Origin of the sequence: uncultured Salinibacterium sp. (genome assembly GCF_963974405.1) — a bacterium.
Classification (GTDB): domain Bacteria; phylum Actinomycetota; class Actinomycetes; order Actinomycetales; family Microbacteriaceae; genus Rhodoglobus.
The window spans coordinates 1,509,540-1,526,592 of record NZ_CAXBBH010000001.1 but is presented as its reverse complement, the minus strand read 5'-3'; the positions used below and the strand labels follow the sequence as shown (position 1 = coordinate 1,526,592).

At 59.0% G+C, this 17,053-nt stretch carries 15 protein-coding genes; 8 read left to right on the top strand and 7 right to left on the bottom strand.

What is annotated here, in order from left to right; genetic code table 11:
• The first annotated feature begins 128 nt into the window (after positions 1–128).
• Complete coding sequence (locus AACZ26_RS07490; RefSeq protein WP_339620375.1) at positions 129–1,028, top strand: sulfurtransferase; 900 nt, start codon at positions 129–131, stop codon at positions 1,026–1,028.
• Between the two features lie 9 nt (positions 1,029–1,037).
• Positions 1,038–1,475 (top strand): SufE family protein, encoded by a 438-nt coding sequence (locus AACZ26_RS07485; protein ID WP_339620374.1) that lies wholly within the window; start codon positions 1,038–1,040, stop codon positions 1,473–1,475.
• Positions 1,476–1,514: 39 nt separating this feature from the next.
• Here the strand turns inward: AACZ26_RS07485 and AACZ26_RS07480 are convergent, their stop codons facing one another.
• Positions 1,515–2,711 carry an alpha/beta fold hydrolase gene (locus tag AACZ26_RS07480; RefSeq protein WP_339620373.1) on the bottom strand — a complete coding sequence of 399 codons (1,197 nt, stop codon included), beginning with the start codon at positions 2,709–2,711 and terminating at the stop codon, positions 1,515–1,517.
• 79 nt (positions 2,712–2,790) lie between these two features.
• Between AACZ26_RS07480 and AACZ26_RS07475 the strand changes: the two genes are divergently transcribed.
• From AACZ26_RS07475 to AACZ26_RS07460, 4 genes are all read left to right on the top strand, one after another.
• Positions 2,791–3,387 carry a DUF3000 domain-containing protein gene (locus AACZ26_RS07475; protein ID WP_339620372.1) on the top strand — a complete coding sequence of 199 codons (597 nt, stop codon included), beginning with the start codon at positions 2,791–2,793 and terminating at the stop codon, positions 3,385–3,387.
• Positions 3,380–4,639 (top strand): HRDC domain-containing protein, encoded by a 1,260-nt coding sequence (locus AACZ26_RS07470; RefSeq protein WP_339620371.1) that lies wholly within the window; start codon positions 3,380–3,382, stop codon positions 4,637–4,639. Before AACZ26_RS07475 ends, AACZ26_RS07470 begins: the two co-directional genes overlap by 8 nt.
• Positions 4,640–4,716: 77 nt before the next feature.
• Complete coding sequence (locus AACZ26_RS07465) at positions 4,717–5,913, top strand: thiolase family protein (protein ID WP_339620370.1); 1,197 nt, start codon at positions 4,717–4,719, stop codon at positions 5,911–5,913.
• A 2-nt stretch (positions 5,914–5,915) separates the two neighbouring features.
• Complete coding sequence (locus AACZ26_RS07460) at positions 5,916–8,039, top strand: 3-hydroxyacyl-CoA dehydrogenase NAD-binding domain-containing protein (RefSeq protein ID WP_339620369.1); 2,124 nt, start codon at positions 5,916–5,918, stop codon at positions 8,037–8,039.
• 103 nt (positions 8,040–8,142) lie between these two features.
• On the opposite strand, the gene dxs is transcribed toward AACZ26_RS07460, so the two are convergent.
• The 5 genes from dxs to dut form a co-directional block, all read right to left on the bottom strand.
• Complete coding sequence (gene dxs, locus AACZ26_RS07455) at positions 8,143–10,089, bottom strand: 1-deoxy-D-xylulose-5-phosphate synthase (RefSeq protein ID WP_339620368.1); 1,947 nt, start codon at positions 10,087–10,089, stop codon at positions 8,143–8,145.
• 142 nt (positions 10,090–10,231) lie between these two features.
• Complete coding sequence (locus AACZ26_RS07450; protein ID WP_339620367.1) at positions 10,232–13,048, bottom strand: aconitate hydratase; 2,817 nt, start codon at positions 13,046–13,048, stop codon at positions 10,232–10,234.
• A gap of 182 nt (positions 13,049–13,230) precedes the next feature.
• Entirely contained in the window at positions 13,231–13,962 is a 732-nt protein-coding gene (locus AACZ26_RS07445) for a DUF3159 domain-containing protein (protein WP_339620366.1), read from the bottom strand.
• A complete protein-coding gene (locus AACZ26_RS07440) occupies positions 13,959–14,567 on the bottom strand; it encodes a DUF3710 domain-containing protein (protein ID WP_339620365.1) in 609 nt (202 codons plus the stop codon). The genes AACZ26_RS07445 and AACZ26_RS07440 overlap by 4 nt, the downstream gene beginning before the upstream one ends.
• A complete protein-coding gene (dut, locus tag AACZ26_RS07435) occupies positions 14,564–15,028 on the bottom strand; it encodes a dUTP diphosphatase (RefSeq protein WP_339620364.1) in 465 nt (154 codons plus the stop codon). Before dut ends, AACZ26_RS07440 begins: the two co-directional genes overlap by 4 nt.
• 69 nt (positions 15,029–15,097) lie before the next feature.
• On the opposite strand from dut, the gene AACZ26_RS07430 reads away from it, so the two are divergent.
• Positions 15,098–15,553 (top strand): DUF3093 domain-containing protein, encoded by a 456-nt coding sequence (locus tag AACZ26_RS07430; RefSeq protein WP_339620363.1) that lies wholly within the window; start codon positions 15,098–15,100, stop codon positions 15,551–15,553.
• Here AACZ26_RS07430 and AACZ26_RS07425 read toward each other — a convergent pair.
• Positions 15,528–15,821 (bottom strand): DUF4193 domain-containing protein, encoded by a 294-nt coding sequence (locus AACZ26_RS07425; RefSeq protein WP_339620362.1) that lies wholly within the window; start codon positions 15,819–15,821, stop codon positions 15,528–15,530. The two genes, AACZ26_RS07430 and AACZ26_RS07425, sit on opposite strands and share 26 nt — an antisense overlap.
• Positions 15,822–16,021: 200 nt before the next feature.
• Here AACZ26_RS07425 and sepH point away from each other — a divergent pair, with 200 nt between their 5' ends.
• Entirely contained in the window at positions 16,022–17,032 is a 1,011-nt protein-coding gene (sepH, locus tag AACZ26_RS07420) for a septation protein SepH (RefSeq protein WP_339620360.1), read from the top strand.
• Positions 17,033–17,053 lie beyond the last annotated feature (21 nt).

The following is a 17,053-nucleotide window of genomic DNA, read 5'->3' as shown; positions in this document are numbered from 1 at the left end:
GTTATTTTTCGCAGTGTTACGGCAACGCGGGTTAATCAGCGGCGAATGCGTAATTTCTTGGGCAAGGGACCCATCAAGCTTAGTTTGAAGCCCGAGCCAGTTTTTCCACCCCCAACCGGAAGGTAGCAATGACTATCGAACGCGACCCAGCCCCCCAATTTGCAGATTTCTCCCACCCGGAACGTTTGGTGTCAACGCAGTGGGTTGAAGAACACTTGGGTGAACCCGGACTCGTCATTGTCGAGTCCGATGAAGACGTCTTGCTGTACGAGACCGGTCATATTCCTGGCGCGGTAAAGATCGATTGGCACACCGATCTGAACGACCCAGTCGCTCGCGACTACATCAGCGGCGAGGCTTTCGCGAAGCTGATGTCGCGCAGCGGTATTTCTCGTGACAGCACTGTGGTTATTTATGGCGACAAGACCAACTGGTGGGCAGCATACGCTCTGTGGGTATTTACGCTCTTCGGTCACGAAGACATTCGCCTCATGGATGGCGGTCGAGCAAAGTGGGAATCGGATGGCCGCAAGTACACGCTTGAGGTACCCTCGCCTACGCCGACTGAGTACCCGATTGTTGACCGCGACGATTCTGTCATCCGTGCATTCCGCGACGATGTTCTCGCACATCTTGGTAACCCACTCGTCGATGTCCGCTCGCCGGAGGAATACAGTGGCGCGCGCACGACAGTTCCTGGCTACCCGGAAGAAGGGGCACTTCGCGCCGGTCACATTCCAAGCGCGCAGAGTGTGCCGTGGTCGAAAGCAGTGGCCGAAGATGGCACTTTCCGTCCGCTTGCAGAACTCGACGCCATCTACCGTGACGGTGCCGGGCTCCAAGACGGTGACAACATTGTTGCCTACTGCCGCATCGGAGAACGTTCGAGTCACACGTGGTTCGTTCTGAACTACCTGATGGGGTTCCCCAATGTGCGCAACTACGACGGCTCGTGGACCGAGTGGGGCTCTCTCGTGGGCGTTCCCATCGCTATCGGCGCTGAGCCGGGTGACGTTCCTTCGCGTTAGACTGAAGCGGTGAGTGAGCAGCAGATTCCCAGTCAACTGGCCGAAATTCGAGACGATTTTCTTGATCTCGAACTGCGGGATCGGCTGCAGCTCCTGCTCGAGTTCGCGAACGAACTTCCGGATCTTCCGGATCGCTACCGCGACCACCCTGATCTCTTCGAGCGGGTTGAGGAATGCCAGTCCCCCGTTTTCATCTTTATTGAGGTTGAGAACGACGTGGTGCATATGTACGCCACTGCACCAGCAGAAGCGCCGACGACCCGGGGATTCGCTTCAATATTGGTTCAGGGCCTCTCAGGGCTCAGTAGCGCCGAGGTGCTCGATCTTTCTGACGACTACCCTCAGTCGCTTGGTCTCTCTCAAGCGGTAAGCCCGCTGAGATTGCGCGGAATGACCGGAATGCTTGCTCGCGCAAAACGACAGATTCGGCTCAAAACAGTCGTCTAGCTTTCGACACTCATCGATCTCAAATCCGGCTTTACCCAACTACTCCGCGGCGGCAACATCATCGCTGAGCACAGTTGCCAGCCAGTTTCGGATGGCTAGCAGCCACCGTTCGCCGTCATAGTTCCACAAACGCGTATGCCCGGCAGTATCGAACTCTTCATAAGTCACAATGTCTGGACGCGCAGCAGCTAGCTCTCGTGACGGTCCGACCGGAACGTAACCGTCGTCTTCGCTGTGCATAAGGAGAATTGGACGATCGAGTTCATCGGCTCGATCCACGAAATTCATTTGCGCTATATCTAACGGCTGAGCAGTCCCGACCAAAAACTGGGATTGCTCACTGCTCAGCACTGCCTGAGCACCGCGCTGAACGCGAGAGGGAATGTGGTTGAGGTCACCGTGAAGGTCCATCGTTGGCCCCCAGGCGATTACAGGTGAATCCAAGACGAGTCCGAGAATTTTCGCGCGATTCTTCGAACGCACCAGAGTCTGCAGCGCGGTGGCGCCTCCCATCGACCAGCCCATGAGGATGACGCGTTCAGCTCCAGACGCGAGCGCAAACGAAATCGCGGCGTCAACGTCCCGGTATTCTGTCGAGCCCAAACCATAGCGCCCATCCGGCGAACTAGGGGCCTCCCTGTCATTGCGATAAGACACGGCGATCGAGGTAACCCCCGCGTCGTAGAATTCCCCAAGAGCACGAACGGTCTCAGGACGCTGAACCCCTCGTCCATGAATATGAATTGCCCACGTGGCCGATGGGTTAGCTGCGGGAATAAGCCACGCTGGAGCTGGCCCCAGTTCGGTATGGATAGCGATCTCCTCGAAGTGAAGGCCTAGCCCTGCAGGAGTTAGATAGAACCAGCCGCTAGTACGAGCGTTGTCTCCCGACTTCGGTACACCCTTTTCGATCTCAATCAGCTCCCGCGCTACCCATTGCGCACCCTGCGACACGACCGGCCCTATCCGAGCAAGCCCAGACTCGTCCGCGAACCATAAGCTGAACCGCCCGGGCGCCCGACTCTCCGCGGCAGAAGACAACACGATTGTCGATTCTCCGACCGCTAGCACGCGCAAAGCGCTGTCTGCCCTTCCGGGTGGGGTGACAATCTTGCGCGCAAAATACACTGAAAGCGCGACACCGCTCACAAGACCGATCGCTGCCACAGCAACTCCCGATGCAGCAATTCCTCCCGCTACAGCGGCAAGTGTGCGCGTTCGGTTTGACACCCGCATGCTAAAACCTCCATTGTGCAGCCGCCAGAGCCCGGCGTGCCTTACTAGCGATCGTTCAGCTAAAGCCTAATCTTCTGACGTGCCCGAATCGCCAGCTGGACCAACGCCACCCGCGGTATTTTCTTCTGCGGTTGAGTCACTTCGAGCCGCAACCTTGCGCCCTGAACTGGCGATTACTGAGATATCGGCTCCAACTCAGATTGCGCCGTGGTCGTTCGCGCTCGCAGCGGATGTCACCCCAAGCCGTCATGGAGAGGACTCTGACCTCGGCACAGGACGCTTCGTTCTTCTGTATGACCCGGATGCCCCTGAAGCATGGGACGGCGAGTTTCGGATAATCTGTTTCGCGCAAGCACCCCTCGAACCCGACATCGGCGTTGACGAGTTCTTGAGCGAAGTCACATGGTCGTGGTTGGTTGATGCGCTTGATAGCCGCGAGGCCAAATACGATCAAGTATCCGGCACTGCCACCCGCATCCTTTCTACCGGATTCGGCGAACTTGGCTCTCAACCAGACGGCGCGCAGATCGAACTCAGAGCGTCGTGGAGTCCCCAAGACCTAGACATTGCCGCGCATGTGGAAGGCTGGAGCGAGTTAGTCTGCATGCTTGCCGGACTTCCGCCCACGATTGAAGGAGTCACCATGTTGTCGGCCCGTAGAGCAGGACGTGAGTAGCGCCGCCGAGAGTGCAGCCCCAGAGGGTGAGTCGCACGCCGCAACCCAAGCCCCCCATGTTCCCGTTGATGTCATCGACGAACGGGACGAATATCTTGCTGCCGTCGATGCCATTGCTGCCGGACACGGCCCCATCGGTATTGACGCCGAGCGGGCTAGCGGCTACCGCTACTCGCAGCGTGCGTATCTCATCCAGATCTTTCGACGTGGCGCCGGCACCTTCCTCTTTGATCCGCCCGCGATTGGTGACTTCAGTGAGCTGAACGCTGTCATTGCGGAGGAAGAGTGGATTCTGCACGCGGCCACGCAAGACCTCACTTGTTTGCGCGAGGTTGGCCTGAATCCCACCCGTCTCTTTGATACTGAGCTCGGTGCGCGAATTGCGGGTCTGCCCCGCGTCGGTCTCGGAACGGTCGTCGAGCATTTACTGGGGATCCACCTTGCGAAGGAACATTCCTCGGCAGACTGGTCAACCCGCCCGCTTCCGCAGTCGTGGCTCGTCTATGCCGCGTTGGATGTCGAGCTTCTCGTTGATCTTCGCGAAGAGCTTGGTGCACTGCTCGATAAGGACGGCAAGGGCGAGATCGCTCGCCAAGAGTTTGAATCGGTCTTGAGGCGCGACCTCAGCAATGTTCGGGCCGAGCCATGGCGCCGGTTGAGCGGAGTTCACTCAATTCGTGGCGGCAAGAACTTGGCCGTGGCGCGTGAGCTCTGGCTCGCTCGCGATGCGTACGCGCAAGAAGTCGATACAGCCCCTGGTCGTCTTGTGCCAGATTCAGCGCTGCTCGCAGCCGCAAAGGTACTTCCCGAGTCGAAGCGACAGCTGTCGAGTGTGAAAGAGTTCCGTGGGCGCGCAAGCCGCACCCAGATTGACCGCTGGTGGGATGCCATTCAGGCGGGGCTTGCATCAACCGACATTCCTGCATCGCGCGTCGCTAGCGATACGCTGCCTCCCCCGCGAGTCTGGTCGGACAAGAATCCCGAAGCGGATCGTCGGCTGAAAGCTGCTCGCGCGCTCATGACCGAGTTCTCCGAGGAGATGTCGATTCCTATCGAGAATTTATTGACGCCCGACTACCTGCGCCGAGTTGCGTGGAACCCGCCCACAGTAATCTCCACGGAGAGCATTTCTGAAGCCCTCATCGCGCTCGGAGCACGTCAATGGCAACTTGACGTATCTGCACAGTCAATTGCGCAAGCCTTTGTGGAAGCCAACCAAACGCCTGAGGACTCCGTCGATACCGAGTCGTAGGAACAATCAAAGGATTCCTAACCTTAAACTCGGCCACTTATGATCAGTGCTACATCCAAGGATTTAGTGGAGGCATTGTGGCCGAGAAAACCGAGATTGTATTCGTAGATGGAGTCCGTACTCCATTTGGACGTGCCGGAGAGAAGGGCATGTTCTGGAATACCAGAGCTGATGACCTCGTCGTCAAGGCGATGATCGGACTTCTGGAGCGAAACCCCCAGATTCCGAAGGAACGCTTCGATGAAGTTGCCATCGCGGCGACCACTCAAACTGGAGATCAAGGCTTGACGATCGGCCGCAGTGCGGCTCTTCTTGCCGGACTCCCCCAATCCGTTCCCGGATATGCCATCGACCGCATGTGTGCTGGTGCGATGACCGCCGTCACCAACGTGGCCGGCGGAATCGCTTTCGGCGCCTATGACCTGGCGATTGCTGGCGGCGTCGAGCACATGGGACATCACCCTATGGGGTCTGGAGTAGACCCGAACCCTCGCTTCCTAGCAGAAAAGCTGGTTGATCCTGAAGCCCTCAACATGGGCAACACCGCTGAGAAGCTTCACGACCGCTTCCCGCACCTCACGAAGGCCCGCGCCGATGCATTCGCACTGCGTAGCCAACAGCGCGCCACGGCCGCGTACGAAGCCAACAACATCCAGCCGGACCTGATCTCCGTCGCAACGAAGAGTGAGGCCGGCTGGGGCATGGCTACTCGCGACGAGGGGCTTCGCCCGGAAACGACTCTTGAGGGCCTTGCCGGTCTCAAGACGCCATTCCGCCCGCACGGCCGTATCACGGCCGGAAACGCATCGGGGCTCAACGACGGCGCGACCGCCAGCATTATCGCCAGCGGCGAGATGGCTCGTGAACTCGGCCTCAAGCCCAAGATGCGCATGGTGAGCTTCGCGTACGCCGGCGTAGAACCCGAAATCATGGGTATTGGTCCAATCCCTTCAACCGAGAAGGCGCTGCGCAAGGCTGGCCTCACGATCGACGACATCGGCCTCTTCGAATTGAACGAAGCATTCGCTGTTCAGGTGCTCTCGTTGCTCGATCATTACGGCATCGATGACGAAGACCCCCGCGTCAACCAGTGGGGTGGAGCCATCGCAATGGGACACCCGCTCGCATCATCCGGTGTCCGACTCATGATCCAACTCGCCGCACAGTTCGAGCAGCACCCCGAGGTGCGTTACGGCCTTACCGCCATGTGTGTCGGCCTCGGTCAAGGTGGATCCGTTATCTGGGAGAACCCCAACTACAAGGGAGCAAAGTAACAATGACCCAGCAATTTGAACGTCTTGCTGATCTAGCCAAAGACGAAGTAGTCACTCACTCCTACGTACGCGACGTTCCGCTCTCAGCGGGCCGCACGCTCGCCCTCATCACGCTCGACAACGGCAAGGACCACACGCGTCCGAACACACTTGGCCCCGCCACTCTTCTCGAGTTCGCCAAGGTACTCGACGAGCAGAAGGAACGCGCCACCGCTGGCGAGATCCACGGCCTCGCTGTCACCGGTAAACCATTCATCTTCGCTGCGGGCGCCGATCTTTCGAAGGTCAGCGAAATCCCTGACCGCGAAACCGGTAAGCAGATGGCCGAACTCGGTCACTGGGCGCTCGGCAAACTCAGCGACTTGGGTGTGCCGTCTTTTGTCTTCATTAATGGTCTCGCTTTGGGCGGTGGCGTCGAGGTTCCCCTCAACGCTGACTACCGTACGATCGACAGCTCGGTTCCGGCGCTTGCGCTGCCCGAGGTCTTCCTCGGACTCATTCCGGGTTGGGGTGGAGCGTGGTTGCTCCCCAACCTCATCGGCATCGAGAATGCACTCAAGGTCGTCATCGAGAACCCGCTCAAGAACAACCGGATGCTCAAGGGCCCCGAAGCGTTTGAGCTGGGCATCGCCGACGCTATGTTTGGCCCCGCCAACTTCCTCGAGGATTCCATTCGCTGGGCAGATGGTGTTATCGCTGGCACCACGAAGGTCAAACGCAAGAATGAGCCGGGCAAGATCGAACGCACGGTGAAGTGGGATGTCGCTATCGGTATCGCCGAGAAGATGCTCGCGAACCGCATTGGTCGCGTCGCCAAGTCGCCATACGCCGCGCTTGCACTGCTCAAGGCTGCCAAGAACACTGACAAGAAGACTGGTTTCGAGGCAGAGGACAACGCTCTCGCCGACATGATCTCCGGTGACCAGTTCCAGGCCAGCATCTACGCCTTCAACCTCGTGCAGAAGCGCGCAAAGCGCCCCGCGGGAGCTCCCGATAAGGAACTCGCCCGCACGGTAACGAAGGTCGGTGTGATCGGTGCCGGCCTCATGGCTCGGCAGTTCGCACTTCTCTTCGTTCGCCGCCTGCAGGTGCCGGTCGTCATCACTGATCTTGATCAGGCTGCAACCGACGCCGGAGTCGCCGCGATTCATTCGGAGATCGATAAGCTCCACGAGAAGGGGCGCCTCTCCTCTGACGACATGAACCGTCTCAAGGCACTCGTGACGGGCACCACGAACAAGGCTGACTTCGCTGATTGCGACTGGGTCATCGAAGCGATCTACGAAGAACTCGGTGCTAAGCAGTCGGTCTTTGCCGAAGTCGAGCAGTACATCTCCGAAGAGGCTATTTTGGCCACGAATACCTCGTCACTTTCTGTCGAGCAAATTGGTGCCAAGCTGAAGCACCCGGAACGTGTCGTGGGCTTCCACTTCTTCAACCCGGTTGCCGTCATGCCGCTGATCGAGGTCGTCAAGACACCCCACACCAACGACGAGACCCTCTCTACCGCCATGGTGACCGCGAAGAACCTGCGCAAGAATGCCGTCATCACGACAGACACTCCTGGTTTCGTAGTGAACCGCATCCTCGCTAAGGTGCTCGGCGAAGCCATGCACGCGGTGGATACCGGAACTCCTTTCGAGGTCGTTGAAGAGTCGACCCGACCCTTCGGTCTTCCGATGACGCCGTTCGAGCTGCTCGAACTCGTGGGGCTCAAGGTCGGCGCACACGTGCTGGACACACACCATGCGGCGTTCCCTGACCGATTCTTTGAGAGCAAGAACCTTCACAAGCTCGCGGAACTTGGCTACATCTTCGAGCGTGACAGCAAGGGCAAGTCAAAGGGCGTCTCAAAGAAGGCTGTCGAGATCGTCAAGGGCGGCAACTCACCCATGACAGCGGAAGAACTTCAGATCCGCATCGAAGATGGTCTCGCCGACGAAATTCATCGGATGCTGGAAGACGGCGTCGTCGCTGCTGCAGAAGACATCGACCTCTGCCTCATTCTCGGCGCCGGCTACCCGTTCCAGATGGGTGGAGTCACGCCCTACCTCGACCGGGCGGGAGCGTCGGAGCGAGCATTCGGCAGCACCTTCCACGACCCGCGCATCCGCGGCGTTCAGTAGCCGCGCACTCTCACCGATATAACGACCGGGGCCCTGTTCAGAGAGAATCTGAACAGGGCCTCGAGTCGCTAACGTTGTTGCGGGCACCCGTATTGCGGTGCGGTTAGCTTCGTTCGGCGGGAAGCCGATACTCGTCGGAGTCGCTGTCGATGAGCGGCCGGGCAATCGGGATCTTGCTGCCGAGCACTTGGGCGACAACGTCGCGAGCGATGTGCTGCGGGGTCAACCCCACCTGGTCGAGGATATAGTCGCGGCTGCCGTGATCGAGGAATGTGTCCGGCAATCCCAGTTCGTTGACCGCAGTGTCGACGCCATGGGCACGCATGTCCTGGCGAATTCGCGTTCCGATGCCGCCCACGCGCACACCGTCCTCAATCGTGATTACGATGCGGTGATCAGCGGCGAAATCGATAACACTTCGGGGAACCGGAACCACCCAGCGAGGGTCGATTACGGTCGCTCCGATTCCCTGGGCAGCAAGGAGCTCTGCAACCTGCAGTCCAGTCTTGGCCATCGATCCAACCGTGACGATGAGAACATCGCGCTGCTCGTCTTCACGAAGCACATCAACGCCGTCGTCGGTGCGTCGAAGCGCGTCGTACTCGGTCCCTACGGTGCCTTTAGCGAAGCGAATGACAGTAGGTGCATCGTCGACCGCAACGGCCTCGCCGAGCTCTTCACGCAAACGTGCAGCGTCCCTGGGGGCCGCTATACGGATATTCGGGACGACCTGCAACAGTGCGAGATCCCACATGCCGTGATGGCTTGCGCCGTCGGGGCCGGTGACCCCCGCCCGATCAAGCACGAAGGTGACGCCAGCGCGGTGAAGCGCGACATCCATCAGTACCTGGTCGAAAGCACGATTGACAAATGTGGCGTAGAGCGCCACAACTGGGTGAAGTCCACCGAACGCGAGTCCTGCCGCTGACGTAACGGCGTGCTGTTCAGCGATCCCGACGTCGTGAACCCGTGCGGGATATTTCTCAGCAAAGCGATGAAGGCCCGTGGGACGCAGCATGGCAGCAGTGATTCCCACTAGACGCGAGTTGGCATCAGCCAGCTTCACAATTTCTTCCGAGAAGACCGATGTCCACGATGCAGCGCCGCCCGTTTCGATCGGCTCCCCCGTGGTGGGATCGATCTGACCGACGGCGTGGAACTGATCCGCGACGTCGGCCAAGGCAGGCTCGTAACCCCGGCCCTTCTCGGTAATCGCGTGAACGATAACCGGAGCGCCGTACGACTTAGCCTGCTCGAGCGTCTCAACGAGCGCGCTGATGTCGTGGCCGTGCACAGGCCCCAAGTACTTAATGTCCAGATTGGAGTAGAGAGCTTCGTTGTTGCTAAAGCGCGAAAGGAACCCGTGAGCACCACCGCGGATGCCGCGGTACAGCGCTCTACCCGGTCCACCGAAGGTGCCGAAAAACCTCTCGCTCGATCCATGCAGCGAGCGATAGGACCGTCGGGTGCGCACGCTATTGAGAAAGTGCGCCATTCCACCGATGGTGGGAGCATACGACCGCCCATTGTCATTAACGACAATGACCAAATTACGGCTGTTGTCGTCGCTGATGTTGTTGAGCGCTTCCCACGTCATCCCGCCCGTGAGGGCCCCATCGCCGACAACTGCGACCACGTGACGGTCGCCCTGGCCCGTCATCTCGAACGCGCGGGAAATTCCGTCTGCCCACGACAGCGAACTCGAGGCGTGGGAACTCTCTACGATGTCGTGCTCAGATTCTGAACGTTGCGGGTAACCCGCAAGGCCACCCTGCGAACGTAGTTTCGTGAAGTCTTTGCGCCCCGTCAGGATCTTGTGAACGTAGCTCTGATGCCCGGTGTCGAATACCACAGCATCTCGCGGTGAATCAAAGACACGATGAATAGCCGTAGTGAGCTCGACAACGCCGAGGTTGGGGCCGAGATGCCCGCCTGTTCGCGACACGTTTTCGATCAAGAACTCGCGGATCTCTTGCGATAGCTGAGCGAGTTGCTGCGTGGAGAGACCGTCTAGATCGCGGGGACCATTGATTCCCTCGAGTATGTTCATACTTTCAGTCTAGGCTCCTTCAATTGCCGTGTGAACAAATGTGCATGAGGTTCTGAGCCGACCCTCAGTCTTCTCCGACAACGCAAAAAACGCGCGGGGAGAGCAGAAGTGCTCCCCCGCGCGTCTCATGCGCACGCGGTAGTTAGACCAGCGAACGCAGAACGTACTGAAGGATTCCACCGTTGCGGTAGTAGTCGGCCTCACCGGGAGTGTCGATGCGGAGTTTCGCGTCGAACTCGATCGTTGCCTTGCCCTCGGGCGAGTGCGCGGTCGGTACAGCCACTACGTGCAGAGTACTGGGAATGCGGTCGTTGTTGAGTTCTTCAACACCCGTGATGCTGATGCTCTCGGTTCCGTCGAGTCCCAGCGTCTCCCAGCTCTCCCCCTCGGGGAACTGGAGCGGAAGAACGCCCATTCCGATGAGGTTGGAGCGGTGGATGCGCTCGAAGCTCTCACAGATGACAGCCTTCACGCCGAGCAAGCTCGTGCCCTTTGCAGCCCAGTCACGCGATGAACCGGAGCCGTACTCCTTGCCACCGAGAACGACGAGCGGAGTTTCCTGCGCGGCGTAGTTCTGAGCGGCATCGTAGATGAACGACTGTGCGGCATCCGGCGTGGTGAAGTCGCGAGTGTAACCACCCTCGACACCATCGAGGAGCTGATTCTTGAGGCGGATGTTGGCGAAGGTTCCACGGATCATTACTTCGTGGTTTCCACGGCGCGATCCGTAAGAGTTGAAGTCCTTACGGTCGATGCCGTGCTCTGCGAGGTAAATACCAGCGGGGCTGTCGCCCTTGATCGAACCGGCAGGGCTGATGTGGTCGGTCGTAACCGAGTCGCCCAGCTTAGCCAGAACGCGAGCACCGGAAATCGAGCTGACCGGAGTGATCTCCATAGTCATGCCCTCGAAGTATGGGGGCTTGCGAACGTAGGTCGATTCGTCATCCCACTCGAAGGTGGAACCGGTCGGCGTCGGCAGGTTCTGCCAGCGCTCGTCACCGTCGAAGACTCCGGCGTACTCATGAGTGAACATGTCGCGGTCGATCGACGAATCGATCGTGGCCTGGACCTCAGCGGCATCGGGCCAGATGTCCTTCAAGAAGACTTCGTTGCCATCCTGGTCGTGACCAAGCGAGTCATTGTCGAAGTCGAAGTTCATCGAACCCGCGAGAGCGTAGGCAATAACCAGCGGAGGGCTCGCGAGGTAGTTCATCTTCACGTCGGGGTTGATGCGACCTTCGAAGTTGCGGTTACCCGAAAGAACCGCGGTAACCGCGAGATCGTTCTCGTTGATCGCAGCGGAGATTTCATCTTCCAGAGGACCAGAGTTACCGATACACGTCGTGCAGCCGTAGCCAACGGTGTAGAAACCGAGAGCTTCAAGCGACTCGTCAAGTCCCGACTTCGCGTAGTAGTCAGTGACCACTTTGGAACCGGGAGCCAGGGTGGTCTTGACCCACGGCTTCGACTTGAGACCCTTCGCCGCTGCGTTGCGAGCCAACAGGCCTGCCGCGAGCATCACCGAAGGGTTTGACGTGTTCGTGCACGAGGTGATCGCGGCGATAGCGACCGCACCATGATCGAGGGTGAAGGCATCGCCGCCGTCCACACTCACCCTTGTGGGCTGAGAAGCCGTCGACGGAGCATGGCTAGCGTGCGAGTGCGAACGAGCATGCGCCGAATCTTCGTCCTGCGGGGTAAGCCCCACGGGGTCGGACGCCGGGAAAGTTCCCTCAACGGCGGCGTCAACTTTGGAGTGATCCGTCGATGCGTAGTTGTTGAGATCAATCTCAAACTGGCTCTTCGCGTTCGTGAGCTCGATGCGGTCCTGAGGACGCTTCGGGCCAGCAATCGAAGGAACGACAGTCGCAAGATCAAGCTCGAGATATTCGCTGTAGTTCGGCTCAACACTCGGGTCATGCCAGAGCGACTGAAGCTTGGCATATGCCTCGACAAGCGCAACCTGCTCATCGCTGCGGCCGGTCAGACGCAGGTAGTCGAGAGTAACGTCGTCAACCGGGAACATCGCCGCCGTCGAACCGAACTCGGGGCTCATGTTTCCGATAGTGGCGCGGTTAGCGAGCGGCACAGCGCCGACACCCTCACCGTAGAACTCAACGAATTTGCCAACAACGCCGTGTTGGCGCAGCATTTGCGTAATCGTCAGCACAACATCGGTAGCGGTTACACCAGCAGGGATCGAGCCATTGAGCTTGAATCCAACAACTTTGGGGATGAGCATCGAGACGGGCTGGCCGAGCATCGCTGCTTCGGCTTCAATACCACCGACGCCCCAGCCGAGAACGCCGAGACCGTTGACCATCGTGGTGTGCGAATCGGTTCCAACGAGAGTGTCGGGGAAGGCGCGGGTTTTGCCGTCAACTTCGCGCGTGTACGTCACACGAGCAAGGTGCTCGATGTTCACCTGATGCACGATTCCCGTTCCGGGAGGAACAACCTTGAAGTCGTCGAACGCAGTCTGGCCCCAGCGCAAGAACTGGTAGCGCTCGCCGTTGCGTTGATATTCGAGCTCGACGTTACGCTCGAGGGCGTTCTCGGAACCGAACAGGTCTGCAATGACCGAGTGATCAATCACGAGCTCTGCCGGAGCGAGCGGATTGATCTTCGTCGGGTCTCCCCCGAGTTCAGCAACGGCCTCACGCATCGTGGCGAGGTCAACGATGCAGGGAACGCCGGTGAAGTCCTGCATAACAACACGGGCCGGGGTGAACTGAATCTCGGTGTCAGGGTCTGCGCTGGGCACCCACGATCCGAGGGACTGGATTTGCGACTTCGTGACGTTCTTTCCGTCTTCGGTACGCAACAGGTTCTCGAGCAGAACCTTAAGGCTGAACGGTAGCTTTTCGTATCCCGCTACCTTGTCGATGCGGAACACTTCATAGTCGGACGAACCGACTGTGAGGGTATCTTTCGACCCAAAACTATTGACTGTCGACACTGTCATCTCCCTTGCTACGGTTCTTCAATCCTTGCGCGGAGCGTGCGCTGCAATCCAGCAAGGCAAGCCTAAGACTGAATCACAGAAACTGCGCTGCGACTTTCGTCAAAAGTATCTTGACGTCGAGATAAATATACACCATCCGGTTTTAGCTAGAGCGACGCCACGGCGACGAATTCGAACTAGACGGATGCCGTTCGACCATAAGCGGTGCGCATGAGCAGCCAGGTAACCCAGAGCACTCCCGCGTACAGCGGCACACCCAGCAGCAGCTTGACGGTAGCGAGAGCTTGAGTGGCTTCGGCGAAGTACAGGGGCAGTTCCACTCCGAGCCTGAGAGCGAAGAGCCCAGCCCACAGGACCGTGGCGATGAGCGCCACACGGAACTTCGCTCTATCCTCACGCCAGTCAGCCGCAGTAGGAACCAACAGCGTCGCGATAAGGCCGACGAGCGGTCGACGCGCGATCACGCTCACCACGATGGCGATCAGGAACAGACCGTTAATGACAAACCCCAGCAGAAAATTGTCCTCGGCGCGGCCCGTGAAAAGTGCGAGCCCCGCCGAGAGGCCCACGCCAAGAACCCCTACTAATGCTGAAGAAACAGGAGTACGCGAGACGAGTCGCACCACGACGAATGCTAGCGCCACGACAACCGGCGCCACGACAGAGGCCACTAGCTGTTGTGTGATTGTAAAGATGACCAAGAATGCGAGCCCTGGAAGGATGGACTCCACCAAGCCCCTGATGCCACCCATGGCAGCGAGCAAGGCTCCCGTGGTCGGCGCCTCACCCGGGGCTACCTGCCCTACTGCCGAACGGCGAGCCGCCGCCGCTAGCGCTTCACGAACGCTGGGATCACCGCCGCTGTCTCCCGGAACCGGCTGCCCCTCGTGCTCGTCTTCAGAACTCACGCGTTGGCTTCTTTGTCACCGGTCGCGGGCATGTGCAGCGGGATAAGATCGCGAGGCGGCATCGGAGTACTGCCGCGGACCACAACGATGGAGCGGAATAGATCTTCAATCTTGGCCGCGGCCACCGCGTCCTTCAGCGCTTCGCCTGCTATTACGCCACGGAGGAACCAACGTGGCCCGTCAACTCCGACGAAACGAGCAATGCGCTTCTCCCCTGGCTTGCCTGCTACGGGGATCTCAGCGAAGACTTCTGGCCCGAACGGCCCATCGGAAACCTTCGTAGTTCCACCTTGCGTGTGCACCTGATCGATAATTTGTTGGCGAATCTCGTGCCATAACCCGCTTGAGCGCGGAGCCGCGAATGGTTGGATCTGGAGAGTCGAACCCGAGTAATCGAGCCCTACCGCGACGACTCGTTTGCTCGCTTCTTCAACCTCAAGCCGAAGATGGAGGTCCTGTCGCGGAAGAATCTTGACCCCGCCCAAGTCAACATAAGGCCGAACAGCGTTAGCTTCGCTCTCGTCAAGAGGTCCGACCGTGGCACGATTCTCGGGTGCCGACTTCGGCTGTTCCTGTGGCTGGTCAGTTTCAGTAGTGTCGCTCACGAAGTGGCTCCTTGTTGTGTTGACTCTGCGCGGATTCCGGTCGAGCCAAAGCCCGACTCACCGCGATGGCTTCCAGGAAGAGTCGAAACGGGTATGAATCGAGCTCGGGAAACTGGCATAACGATCAATTGCGCGATTCTATCGCCCGCTTCGATCTCGAAAGTGGACGAAGAATCAGTGTTGAGCAACGTAACTCTTATTTCGCCCCGGTAGCCGGCATCCACTGTTCCCGGACTGTTGACTACCGTGATGCCGTGCCGTGCCGCGAGGCCGCTGCGCGGAACGACAAAGGCCACATAGCCGTCAGGTAAGGCGATCGAAACTCCAGTCGCAACGGTCTCACGTGCTCCGGGCTGAAGCGAGTAGCGCGCGGCGGAATACAGATCTGCCCCGGCATCCCCCGGATGCGCATAGGTGGGTGTCTGGCCGGAGGAAATGAGCACCTCTACGTTGTCAATCACGAGTCGAGGCTAGTGCAGAACGGCCCACTCCTCGAAACGTGCGCAACAAAAACAGTGTGTAATGGATGCGTGACTTACTACCGTGAACGCTTATGGCCCGCAGCTTGGCTCTACATCGCATCCGCACTCATCATTCCCGCGAGCATTTTGGTCTTCATGCCCATCAACATCACTGTGGGGTATATAACCGCGGCCGTGCTCTATGCGTCGATTATTGGATTCTTGCTCTGGTCGGCACCGACGATCACTATCGATGCGGAAGAACTTCGTGCAGGCAATGCTCGACTTCCGATCGAGATCATCGGGGAGGTAGAGACTTTTCACGACGCTGAAGCCACTCTTGAACGCGGTCAGCGCCTAGATGCGCGGGCGTGGCTGATGATCCGCGGATGGATCTCTCCCGTAGTGCGCCTCGAAGTGCTCGATGAGAGCGACCCGACACCGTATTGGTTGTTGTCGAGTCGCACTCCCGAACTGGTTGTCGAAGCTATCGCAGAAGTTAAGCTGCGCACTCCAAACAAATAGCGCCGAGCTTGGTGGTGTGGTCTACCTGCGAGCGGTGCTTCACAAGGAAGCAGCTCACGCAAGTGAATTCGTCAGCCTGAGGCGGCAGAACAACCACATCGAGGTCAAGGTCAGAGAGGTCAGCGCCGGCAAGCTCAAAGTTCGCCGGGTTGTCTGAATCCTCAACATCAACCGAGCCCGACATTTTGTCAGGAACACGCTCTTTAAGAGCCTCGATCGACTCGGAGTCGTCGTCGGTCTTACGAGGTGCGTCGTAGTCGGTGGCCATGCCCATCCACTTCTTTTTTACGTTGAATCACCGGAATCGGCGGGCACAGTTTGCATGAAAGCGAACCGAATTGCAAACCGCCGAAACTGCAACTCTGTGCAGCGCCTGAGACAACTGTCTGCGGAGGCGTGTTATTCCCATATAAACCGCCTATTGCGTGCGACCCTAAAGGGTAATCGTGAGGGCTGGAGAAGTTCACTATGGAAGACCTTCGGGTAATCGAAGTACAAGACGGTGCGCTGATCGTGTCGAGTGGTGACGGGACTCGATACCGTCTCGCCGTTGATAGCGTTCTGCAGTCACGACTGCGTCAGAGCCGTGCGCTGTCAGGAACAGGCCCGAAGCTCGCCCCTCGAGAGATTCAGGCCCACATCCGTGCCGGAATGTCTGCTCAGGAAGTCGCAACACTTACCGGCGCCGACCTTGAGTACATCGAACGTTTCGAGGGGCCGGTAGTAGCCGAGCGCGAATTTGTGGTCACATCCGCCCTCGCCGTGCCCGTGCACGTCGCTGGCGAAACAGACTCCCTCACGTCAAGCCGCACCTTCGGGTCTGCTATTCGGGAACGCTTGGCCGATATGAACGCGGCTGACGAGCGCTGGGCTAGCTGGAAAGATCCTGAGTCGGGATGGATAGTAAAGCTCTCGTTCAGCGCCAACACTATTGATCACGACGCGCGCTGGCAGTACGACCCCAAGCGCCAGTCGCTCTCGCCGCTCAACAACGAAGCCAAGACACTGTCGCAACAGGGCGAAGTAACGGGCGCACTGATCCCGCGCCTTCGTGCTGTTTCGCCAACAGAGGGAACTCCAGACGCCGCCCGCTTCGACAGCGGCGCGTTCGACATCGATGAGCTCGCCGACGAACCTGCTCCCATCCGCCCCGCAGAACTCCCCGTCATGCGAGACCGCAGCGCAGAAGCGGGAGTCGGAAACCAGACCGCCGACCTTCTTGACGCACTTCGTCGTCGTCGTGGCGAGCGCGAGCCCGCGAATTTCGACGCCGAAGAAGACGATTCCACTCCGAATGTCGGCTCTGAGCCGTCAATGCGTTTGCTCGACCCACCTGCCGCAGAAGAGCGACGGGATGCCCCAGCACCGCCTCACGCAACAGCGCCACAGCCCAGCGCCAAGTCGCGGCGTCGTCGCGTGGCCATGCCGAGCTGGGACGACATCGTATTCGGGACAAAACCCGATGACGACCCCGCCTAGATTCTCGCTACTGCAGATTCT